Raw genomic sequence first — 11,680 nt, forward strand, 5'->3', positions numbered from 1 at the left:
ATTACACCTCCACAAATAAATCCACAATTTTTTGCTTTTCAACATCAATTAATCCTTTGTCAGTTATCTTTAATTTTGGAATTACAGCTAATTGTAAGAAATGAATATTCATTAAAACATCTTTTCTTGGCCCCAGAGATTCGATTGCAGTTTTTATTTGTTTTAAATTGTTAATTACATATGTATAATCTCTATCCGACATAAGACCGGCGATAGGTAATGATAATTCGGAAATTACTTTACCGCCTTTTACAACAACTATTCCCCCATTAATTTCTTGAATTCGTCTTATTGCTTTATTCATATCATTATCATTTTCGCCAACAACTGCTAAATTATGTGAATCATGACCAATTGTAGTTGCAATAGCTCCTTTCTTTATTCCCGTACCTTTAACAAAACCTATTGTATATCCCGAGGCTTTGTGCCTATCAAAGACAACCATTTTTACAATATCATTTTCAACATCTGAAATTATCTCATTTTTAGATACCTTAGGCGAAATAATTATTTCCTCAGTAAAAAGAGAATAGTCTTTAATAGAAATTACCCTAATCTTTTTATTTTGATTTTTGATTTTTAAGTTATAGTCTTTTCTTATGTTTATAACTCCTAAAGTTTCTGGTACATCCTTAAAAATACTTTCAATTGTTAAATTTAGTTTATTGTTCTCCACCACAAATCTTGAATCTTTTATTACAAATTTAATGTTAAAACTTTCTAAATCATCAATCAAAACAATATCAGCTTTGTACCCAGGTGAAATAGCACCCATACTTCTTAGATTAAAATATTTTGCGGTATTAATTGTCGCCATTCTTATTGCTATAACTGGTGGAATACCGTTATCAATCGATTCTTTGACAATCTGATTAATATGTCCTCTTTTATTAATATCCTCTGGATCCCTATCATCTGTACAAAATGAAAAAAAGAAGTGGTTCATCAAATCAACGGCGGGTAAAAGAGATTTTAAATTTCTTGCTGCGGTACCTTCTCTAATAAAAATATGCATTCCTTTTGAGAGTTTTTCTAACGCTTCATTGACAGTTTCGCATTCGTGATCGGATCTAACAAATGCATCAATATAAGCGTTAAGATTTTTTCCAGATAATCCAGGAGCATGACCATCAATTCTTTTGTATTTATGACGCAAAATTTCAATTTTAGTAATTAATTCTCTATTACAATTAATTACCCCTGGATAGTTCATAACTTCACCTAATGCAATAATTCGAAATGGATACTTTTCAATTAAACTAACCATATCTTCTGGCCCAAGTATTGCTCCTGAAGTTTCCAAAGAAGTTGCAGGGACAGCTGAAGGAATTGCAAAATATACATTTAATGGAATTCCTTCAGTAGCCTTAATCATATAATTAATCCCCTCAACTCCTAAAACATTTGCAATTTCATGTGGATCAGCAATTACAGTTGTTGTCCCATTTAGTAAAACCATTTTTGCAAATTCAATTGGTGAAAGCATAGAACTTTCAATATGTACATGAGCATCAATCAAGCCTGGAATTGCATATAATCCATTTGCATCAAATATTTTTTTTGCATCTGTATATTCAAATCCAATACCTGCTATTCTCTTTTTGTATAATGCAATATTTGTATTTTCAATTTTTCCAGTATACACATTAACTAAATTTACGTTTTTTATTAATAAGTCAGGAACTTTTTTTCCAAGTGCTACTGGAACCATTTCACAAATTTTCATTTTATCCCCCCTTTTTTTGCATTATATACGAAAAGTTAAATAAAAAGAAAATTATGATATTTAAAGTTTTTTTTATCATAATCGTTTTAAACTTTATTTAATTGTTTTTTTTTCTTTTTTTTGGATGATATGAAATATTGTTGAACAAACATATCATATCTAACAAATGTATACTCACATAACAAAAAAAGCTGGCCAAAATGGCCAGCTTTCGTTATAGATAAATCTTTATTATAATGAACCCGGGAAATGACATGCCACAAAATGACCAGGACTAATCTCTCTTAATTCAGGTTCTTCTTTGGAACATATATCTTTTGCAACGGGACATCTTGGATGAAATCTGCACCCCTTTGGTGGGTTTACTGGACTTGGAACATCTCCTTTCAGTATAATTCTATTCTTTTTATATTCAGGATCAGGCACAGGTATTGCACTCATAAGGGCTTTTGTGTAAGGGTGCATTGGACTGTCAAATAATTCTTTTTTAGAAGCGTTCTCAACTATTTTACCAAGATACATAACAACTACTCTATCAGAAATATACTTCACAACAGAAAGGTCATGTGAAATAAAAATATATGTAAGGTTATGTTTTTTCTGCAAATCTATCATTAAATTAATTACCTGTGACCTAATTGAAACATCTAAAGCGGCTACTGCTTCGTCGGCTACTATTAACTTTGGATTCATTAATAAGGCCCTTGCTATTCCAATCCTTTGCCTTTGCCCACCCGAAAATTGGTGTGGAAACCTGTACATATGCTCACCATGAATTCCCACTTCTTCTAGTGCATTTCTAACTTTTTCTATGACTTCTGACTTTTTAATTACTCCATGTAATACAGGGCCTTCTGATACAATTGTCTTCACTCTAATTCTTGGATTTAAAGAACTATACGGATCTTGAAATACTATTTGCATAGTTCTTCTAAATTCTGACCTTTTCTCGGAAAGATTTGAAAGAAGTTTATTATAAAATCCATTCTCTCCTAATTCTTTATAAAGTTCATAATACTTTTTATCTATACCGTTCAATTCTCGTGAGTCAATATTTTTAAATTTATCCACATAAGTTGTTTTTAGATACTTTTTTGCGCGAAATCTTGGCATAAAATAATACGTTGTATCTTCACCATCAACAATTATTCTTCCAGAAGTTGGCTCGTATAATCGCAATAACGTCATACCTGCAGTAGTCTTTCCACATCCAGACTCACCAACTAATCCTACTGTCTCACCTTCATAGACATCAAAAGTTATATCATCGACTGCTTTAACCCATGCAACAACTCTTTTGAAAACTCCTGCTCTAATTGGAAAGTATTTTACAAGATTTTCTATTCTAAGTAATACCTTTTTTTCGCTCATGCACTTTCACCAGCCTTTTTTAGTTTCTGTGCTTCTTCAATTTTATGATAATAAAAACATCTTGAATAATGATCTTCCCCAACCTTTTGTAATGGAGGAATTTCTTTTCTACATCTTTCATCTGAAAATTCACATCTTGTATTAAACCTACATCCCGGTGGAAAATGTAACGGATCAGGTACAATACCTGGAATATTGTACAATCTATCCTGATCAATATCCAATCTTGGTATAGAATTTAACAATCCCCACGTGTACGGATGTCTCATTTTCTTAAAAACTTCCTTTACATCAGCTGTTTCCATAACCATACCACCATACATAACCACAACTCTATCCGCATTTTCTGCTATTACCCCTACATCATGTGTAATAAATATAATTGCCATACCATATTCTTTTTGTAGTTGTTTCATTAAATCTAGAATTTGAGCCTGTATAGTTACATCCAAAGCAGTAGTAGGCTCATCTGCGATTAACAATTTCGGTCTACACGACAGAGCCATTGCAATCATTGCACGTTGCCTCATACCACCCGAAAGTTCATGTGGATATTCATCAATCCTTTTTTCTGGTTCAGGAATTCCAACTTTCCTAAGCATGTCAATTGCCATTTCTCTTGCTTCTTTTTTATTAACATCTTGATGAAGTAAAATTGCTTCCATAATTTGTTCGCCAATTGTGAAAACCGGATTTAAAGCCACCATTGGTTCCTGAAAAATCATTGCAATATCATTTCCTCTTATTTTTCTCATTTCATCATCAGAAAGTTCCAAAAGATTTTTACCTTCAAAAATAATTTCACTACCTTCTAAAATCTCTCCGTTTGGATCAAGTAATCTTAATATTGAAAGAGATGTAACACTTTTTCCACTACCCGATTCACCAACAATTCCAAGCGTTTCACCAGGATACACTTCAAAATCCACACCATCAACAGCCTTTACAATCCCATCTTCTGTATGAAAATATGTTTTAAGATTTTTTACTTGCAATAATGGTTTCTTTTCCAACTTTACCACTCCTTTATTTCAATTTCGGATCAAATACATCTCTAAGGGCATCACCCACCAAATTCCACGCAAGCACAAACAATACCATTGCCATACCTGGATAAAAAATAGTATACCAATACGCAAAAGCCTGTCCACTAGAACCTAAAATATAATTTCTTGTATAATTTAACATCGAACCCCAATCAGCATAACCAATAGGTGCACCTAATCCTAGAAATGACAAGGCAGCAGCAGTAATAACAAGTGACCCAAGTCTCATTGTTGCCTGAACTAACACAGGAAAAATTGTATTCGGTAGTACATGTCTTAAAATAATAACATAATCTTTTATACCAAGTGCTTTAGCAGCAAGTACAAATTGTTCCTCTTTAACCTGTAAAATGTTAGCTCTAATAAGCCTTGCAACAGCCATCCAACCAAAAACAGTCATAGCTATCATCACCTTATCAAGTCCACTCCCCAAAATAGTGGTTAATACCATGGCAGCAAGTAGAAACGGAATTGAAAGAAAAACATCAGTAATTCTCATTAAAACTTCATCAATCCATCCACCAAAATACCCTGCAATTGAACCTATTATTAAACCTATTATTGTAGACAAAATAACCACGGTTAAACCAATTTTAAATGCTGTTCTAGTTCCCCAAACAACACCGTAATAAATATCTCTTCCCGCAATCATTCCAAATGGATGATCCTTACTTGGTTGTACTGGATCAGAGCTCCATGAAAGAATTGGCATAATATATGGGTCCTCTAATTTAGAAGGATTTCCATTTTCATCTGGAAACATTGGATTCACAGGTGGTGCAAGAAATGGTGCAAAGATTGCCACAAATGTAAAAAAAAGTAATAATGAGAAGCCTAATACTGCAGATGGATTTCTAAATAATTTTCTTAAAGTTCTTTTAAATTCTGTATTCACTCAAAAACACCTCCTTAACCGAGTCTAATCCTTGGATCAAGAATAGCATATAGTATATCAATTATAAGATTACCAATAACAAGCAACGTAGAATAAAAGAGTGTACTCCCCAATATTGCTGCATAATCAAGCTGTGTTGCAGCCTGTGCAGTAAATCTCCCCATACCAATTCTATTGAATATAACCTCAACAATAACTGTACCGGCTAACAAACCAATAACCATAGCACCTGCAACTGTTACCACAGGAATCATTGCATTTTTCTTGGCATGTTTATGAATAACATCCTTTTCTGGAACACCTTTGGCTCTTGCAGTCCTAACATACTCTTTCCCCAATACTTCCAACATGCTTGACCTTGTTATTCTTAAAAGATATGCCCACCACAACCATGAAATTGTCAAAATGGGACCTATTAAATGTCTAAGCGCATCCCAAAAAATGTCTAATCTACCATTTAAAAGAGCATCAATTGTCAATATTTTAGTAAATCTATGAAATTCTCCTGATTTAACCACTTGTTCTGCCCATCCACTTAAAGTACCAGGTGGAAACCATCCTAATACTGAATAAAATATCATTAACACAATTAATCCAAACACAAAATCTGGTAATGACCACCCTATTATTGCGAAAATCCTAATAAAATGATCTATAAATTTATCTCTGTTAACAGCAGCAGTAACTCCTAACCAAATACCTACAACTACTACTGGTATAAATGCGTAAATAGCAAGTTCAATAGTATAAGGTATTCTGTCTTTAATGGCTTTTGCAACTGGTTCCTTTGCTGTAACCGACCAACCAAGATCTCCTTTTAAAACACCACTGATCCATTTAAAATACCTCGTCCACATTGGATCATTCAATCCATACTGTTCAATCAATTTGTCCAGTTCTTCATTTGACAACTTATCGAACATATTAGGATTTACATATGCTGACAACATTTTCTCTGGACCTAAAATTTCGGTAAAACTAAAAATAACCAATGTTACACCAAAAATAATCAATGGTAACAACAAAAGCCTCCGAATAATATACGCCGTCAACTGTAACACCTCCTATATGCATTTAATGTTATTCTCACTTTAATTATATCAGTAGTAAAAAATGTTTCAAGTCTGAATAAATCTTAATATTAATGCAAAACTTTTAATTTTGTTTATATAATCACAATTCTTCCTTAATCCGCATTGCTAATTTTTTACCAACAATTTTTTCTAATTCATATAATGGTGCATTTTTAATATTTTCCAACGTTTTAAACTTCATGAGCAATTGCTTTTTTCTTTTTAAACCTATGCCAGATATATCATCTAATTTACTTACTTTATAACTTTTTAATTTTAAATGTCCACTAAATGTATTAGCAACTCTGTGGGTTTCATCCCTTATAAAAATTAATGTCCTTAACACATCATCTGTATGCTCAAGCTTTATAACTCCATCTCTTACCACAATTAGTTCTTCTTCCTTTGCAATACCCACAACATCCACATCTAACCTCATCTTTTCTAGTTCTTGAATTGCAGCATTAACCTGCCCTTTTCCTCCATCAATAAAAAGTAAATCTGGTAATTTATGCTTTGAATATCTTTTTCTAATAAACATTCTAATACTCTCATAATCATCTAATATATTTCCAAGTTTATATCTTCTATACTCTTCTTTTTTTGGATAGCCGTTTTCAAATACCACTAATGATGCCACAGTATATTTTCCATTTCTATGGGAAATATCAGTACCCTCAATTCTTAAAGGAATTTTCTTCAAATTTAGAATCTCTTTCATTTTTAAGAGCACTCTTTTATTAAATTTAATTGTTTTAACATGTTCATTTAAATTTTCTAAGGCAATTTCGTAAATATATATATCCTTTTCATCTTTTGGTAAAGTTATAGGAACTGTAAAATCTAGTTTTATCTTTTGGTTAAAAACTATTTTTTCAGGAAGGTCACTTTTTAATCCATAATAAAATTGAAAAAGAAATTCCTCAAAGGTTAATGCTGACTCATAGAATAGTTTTGATACCAAAATTCCACTTCTTACCTTTAAAATTGTAAACATATTATCCCTGAATGCTATATAATCTACATTTCTATTATCATTTAAAATTACTCCTTGTGATTTCATAAGACTGTCAAATGAAAATAATAAATCTCTATATTTTGCCGCATTTTCAAAATCAAGCATTTTAGAATGATATAACATCTTATTTTCAACAAAATTTCTAACATAATCATAATTACCATTTAACACATTCTCCAACTTTTCTATAATCTTAATATAAAGATTTTTGTTTTCTTTTTCTTTTAAACATGGAGCAATACAAGTTTTTAGATAATAATTTAAACATGGTTTTTTTATTTTTTCTAAGCTTTTCTTACAATTTCTAAAATTTAACACTTTTTGTAAAACTTCCAAAAAAAGTCTCACAAAGCCTATGTTGGTGTATGGTCCAAAATACTTTCCACCTTTTTTTCTATTCCTAGTAATTTCAACATACGGAAATTCATCATCAGAAATTCTTATATATACATATGATTCACTTTCTTTCAACATTACATTATATTTGGGCTTATATTTGTAAATCAAAGTAGCTTCTAATAATAATGATTCCTTTTCATTTTTTACAATTATAGTTTCTAATTTGTCGGATTCTTCAATAATCAATTTACTTTTTTCTTCTTTAAATAAAAAATGCGAACTTAACCTTTTTTTTAAATTTTTTGATTTTCCAATGTAGACATATTCATTGGATTTTTTGAAAATATAGACTCCAGGTTTTTCAGGAATATCTTCAATAACACTTTTTTCTAACATAAAACCACTCCCAATACAAAAATAGTGGGGATTCCCCCACTATTTATCTGAAAAATCATTTTCTATTCTAAATTTCTGTTCTTAATACCAAAAATTAAAGTTACAACATATGACCATCCAATTGAAAATGAAGAAATATAAACAGCATTCTTAACCCACAACGCATCAATAACCAAAAATGCTATTAGTATTATTGAAAATAAAATTCCTTTTCTCATAGCAGAACGAATATTCAAACTTGCCAAATCTTTCATTTCAAACATTGAATAAATAGCTATTACTAAATATGCAACAGGTGATATAGACAAACCCAACTTTGTAAAGAATTCCACAAACCCACCTGTTAGAAAAAACAACAATGAAATTACAAAAAATAACCACGCCATAACTGTAGAAATACCAAAAACTGATTTACCTTGCTGAATAATTCCAAGAGTTAATAATATTCCAAGCAAGATATTAACAATACACATTAAAACAGAGTAAGCAGTAACTCCCAACATTAACTTTCACCCTCATTTTCCAAAAATTCTTTATATTCTTCTTCACTCATCAATTCATCAAATTCTTCTTTGTTCGAAAATTCAATTTTAATAATCCATCCTTTTCCTTCAGCATCTTCATTTATTAACTCTGGTTGAGAATCCAACTCTTCATTAACTTCGACAATTTTCCCACTTACCGGTACATAAATATCTGATGCTGCTTTAACACTTTCAATTGAAAGTAAAATATCCCCTTTTTTTAGTTCGACTCCAACTTCTGGAAGATCAACGTAGACTATATCACCAAGCTTTTCTTGAGCATGCTCAGTGATTCCAACATATCCATTTTCATCAACCCATTCATGAGTTTTTGTATATCTTTTCATATAATCCCCTCCCTATTATATATTTAACCAATACTATTCTAACACATAAAATAAGTTATTCAAGATTCAAAAAAGTAATATTTGGACAAAAAAACGTAAAAAATAAAATCAAGCTAAAAAATAAAGGCTTTTCCAACAAATATAACAATATATGAAAATAAATATGCTAAGCTAAAACTATAAACTACTGAAAAAACAACCCATTTCCAACTACCAGTTTCTGATTTAATCGTAGCAAGTGTTGCAAAACATGGAATATACAACAAAACAAATACAAGAAATGCATATGCACTTAAAGGCGATAAAGATTGAGAAAGTAACATTTTTGCACTTGAGATATCTCCTTGGGCAAATCCATATAACATTGAAATTGTAGAAACAATAACTTCTTTTGCAACCCCACCAAAAAACAAAGCTGTACTTATTTTCCAATCAAATCCCAAGGGTTTCAATATTATTTCTAAACCTTTACCAATATAAGATGCAAAACTTGTATCTATATTTCCATGATTTGGAAAATACGTTAACCCCCATACTGCGATACTTGTAACTAGTATTATAGTCCCAGCTTTTTTCAAAAAATGGCTTCCTTTGTTCCAAGTATAAATGAAAATATTTCTAAAAGTAGGTACTCTATACCTTGGTAATTCCATAACTAATGGTACATTTTCTCCTTTGAAGAAGATTTTGTTGATAAAGTAAGCTGAAAAAGCGGTTAAAAGTATACTAATAAGATAAATGCTAAAAAGAACTTCAGATTTATACCCTTTGAAAAAAATTCCAATTATCATTATATACACTGGAAGCCTTGCACTACAACTTATAAAAGGGGATGATAATATGGTACCAATTCTTTCTTTTTCATCTGGTAAACCTCTTGCTGTCATTATTGAAGGAACATTACATCCAAATCCCAATATTAAGGACATAAATGCTCTACCAGATAATTTTAACTTGTACATTAGCCTATCTAAAACAAAAGCAGCTCTAGGTAAATATCCAGATTCTTCCAAAATCCCTAAAGCTAAAAATAAACCAAAAATATTTGGAACAAAAACTAAAATTCCACCAACCCCACCAATTACTCCATCTGCAATTAACGAAATAAATGCGTTGTTACCAAATGATTTTACATATTCGGATAAATTTGAAAAAGCTACATCTAATAAATCGGATAGAGGTTGCATAACTTCAAACGTAAATTTAAACACAAGATAGAAAACAAATATTAATATTGGTATTCCAAAAATCTTGTGAGTCAAAATATGGTCAATTCTGTCATTAATATTTTTCACATAACTTAAATTATTCCCTGAATATGCCTCTTTTATGATATACACCACATGTTCATATCTTGTTTTTGAAATTTCAGATGAAAAATCTTCATCACATTCAATATTTACATGGGATTTTAATTTTTCATAAAAAAATTCATCTTTTTCCAAAAATTTTAACGCTGCATATCGTTTATTCGTAAATACGTTGTCCGGAATCTGTTTTATTACTTTGTTTATATAATTTTCAATTCTACTTCCATAATCAAATAACACTTTTTTTGAGTGTTTGCCATTTGCCACCTCGATTATCTTATCTTTTAATTCATCAATTCCTTCGCCAGTTTTTGCAGAAGTAAAAACCACAGGCACCCCAAAGTGTTTTTCAAGTTCAAATTTATCTATTTTAACTCCTCTATTTCTTATCTCATCAATTGAATTCATTACCAAAATAACACTATTTGTTATTTCCAACAATTCGATTAAAAGATAAAAACTTTGTTCAGGATTTAGTGAATCTGCAATTAAAAGAGATACGTTAGGTGGGGTAAAAAATAAATAATCTCTTGTTACTTTTTCATCAATCGTCTTTGACGTCAAAGAATAGGTCCCAGGTAAATCAATAAAATGAAGGGTATTTCCTTTCCATTCTGTTGCACCTTCAATTTTAGTTACAGTAACCCCAGGCCAATTAGCCACATATTGCCTTGCTCCAACAAGCCTATTAAATATACTAGTTTTTCCAACATTTGGATTTCCAACCAATGCTGCGGAGATTACCATCTTAGCCCCTCCTCAAAATTATTTTTCTTTTCATTCCACTCCCAATAACAACTTTTTTTTCATGAATATATAACTCACCATTTGAAATTTTCAATTTTACTCCAACACTTACCCCTAATTTTTCTACTTTTACCCTAAACATTCTTCCACCACATAATTTTTCGACTATATATTCTCCATCAGAAGCAAATATTAATGGTATAGAATCATTCAATAATTCCACTTCAACTAAGTTTGCTTCGCTATTTCTTAAAGAAATTGTCTTATTAAAAACCCTATACATCCTTGGATCTCCCATCGGTGAAGTACGTACAACTTCAACTACACTCCCCGGTACAATCCCCAACCCTAAAATTCTGTTTCTGATATTTGAATCCATAATTGATAAAATTTTCACTTTAGTGCATTCTGGTACTTGATCCAAAGTCATAAACACACCTCCAATTATTGAAAATAATTCTCAATAAGATTGTATCAAATGTTATGTTTATTGTCAATTAAATTGAGAGACTATTCATCAAAAAAGTAAAAAGAGATAAAATAAAAAACGGAAAACAAAAGACAAAGCAAAGAAGAAAACAGGAATGAGACGAAGTTATAAATTCAACAAAGAATTTTACAAATTTATTTTGCAATATTCTAAAAAGAAAGATAAACCACGAAAATACACAGAACCCATGATTTGTTTTCTCTTTTTTTACAAGTTCTTTTGAAGGTATTATTACAAAATATAAAGAATAAAGTACCCTCTCACACGTCTCTTTGGTATAGCTTCAAAGTATTAAATACTCAAACACGTTTTATCTTTCATATAAAAAAAGACAACAATTAAGGAAAGCAAAAAATCACGTAAAAATAGAAATACTTGCTGGAATAATCAAAGATAAA

General features: G+C 30.8%; 10 protein-coding genes. All 10 read right to left on the reverse strand.

What is annotated here, in order from left to right:
- Position 1: 1 nt before the first annotated feature.
- Positions 2–1,726: an adenine deaminase gene (ade, locus tag XJ44_RS00090; protein ID WP_077197676.1), complete on the reverse strand. Its 1,725-nt coding sequence runs from the start codon at positions 1,724–1,726 to the stop codon at positions 2–4.
- 231 nt (positions 1,727–1,957) lie between these two features.
- Positions 1,958–3,097: an ABC transporter ATP-binding protein gene (locus XJ44_RS00095; protein ID WP_075665061.1), complete on the reverse strand. Its 1,140-nt coding sequence runs from the start codon at positions 3,095–3,097 to the stop codon at positions 1,958–1,960.
- Positions 3,094–4,110 carry an ABC transporter ATP-binding protein gene (locus tag XJ44_RS00100; RefSeq protein ID WP_075665062.1) on the reverse strand — a complete coding sequence of 339 codons (1,017 nt, stop codon included), beginning with the start codon at positions 4,108–4,110 and terminating at the stop codon, positions 3,094–3,096. The genes XJ44_RS00095 and XJ44_RS00100 overlap by 4 nt, the downstream gene beginning before the upstream one ends.
- Before the next feature lie 13 nt (positions 4,111–4,123).
- Entirely contained in the window at positions 4,124–5,038 is a 915-nt protein-coding gene (locus XJ44_RS00105; protein WP_075665063.1) for an ABC transporter permease, read from the reverse strand.
- A gap of 14 nt (positions 5,039–5,052) precedes the next feature.
- Positions 5,053–6,090 (reverse strand): ABC transporter permease, encoded by a 1,038-nt coding sequence (locus XJ44_RS00110; RefSeq protein WP_075665064.1) that lies wholly within the window; start codon positions 6,088–6,090, stop codon positions 5,053–5,055.
- Positions 6,091–6,211: 121 nt separating this feature from the next.
- Positions 6,212–7,864, reverse strand: coding sequence for an excinuclease ABC subunit UvrC (gene uvrC / locus XJ44_RS00115; RefSeq protein WP_077197677.1), 1,653 nt, complete (start codon positions 7,862–7,864; stop codon positions 6,212–6,214).
- Positions 7,865–7,926: 62 nt separating this feature from the next.
- Positions 7,927–8,367, reverse strand: coding sequence for a hypothetical protein (locus tag XJ44_RS00120; RefSeq protein WP_077197678.1), 441 nt, complete (start codon positions 8,365–8,367; stop codon positions 7,927–7,929).
- The gene (gene gcvH, locus XJ44_RS00125) at positions 8,367–8,735 is read right to left on the reverse strand and encodes a glycine cleavage system protein GcvH (RefSeq protein ID WP_075665067.1); all 369 of its coding nucleotides are present in this window, start codon (positions 8,733–8,735) and stop codon (positions 8,367–8,369) included. The genes XJ44_RS00120 and gcvH overlap by 1 nt, the downstream gene beginning before the upstream one ends.
- Positions 8,736–8,848: 113 nt before the next feature.
- The gene (feoB, locus tag XJ44_RS00130; RefSeq protein WP_075665068.1) at positions 8,849–10,792 is read right to left on the reverse strand and encodes a ferrous iron transport protein B; all 1,944 of its coding nucleotides are present in this window, start codon (positions 10,790–10,792) and stop codon (positions 8,849–8,851) included.
- 1 nt (position 10,793) lies between these two features.
- On the reverse strand, positions 10,794–11,222 hold the full coding sequence (locus tag XJ44_RS00135) for a FeoA family protein (protein WP_075665069.1): 429 nt from the start codon (positions 11,220–11,222) through the stop codon (positions 10,794–10,796).
- Positions 11,223–11,680: the final 458 nt, after the last annotated feature.

Origin of the sequence: Thermosipho affectus (genome assembly GCF_001990485.1) — a bacterium.
Classification (GTDB): domain Bacteria; phylum Thermotogota; class Thermotogae; order Thermotogales; family Fervidobacteriaceae; genus Thermosipho; species Thermosipho affectus.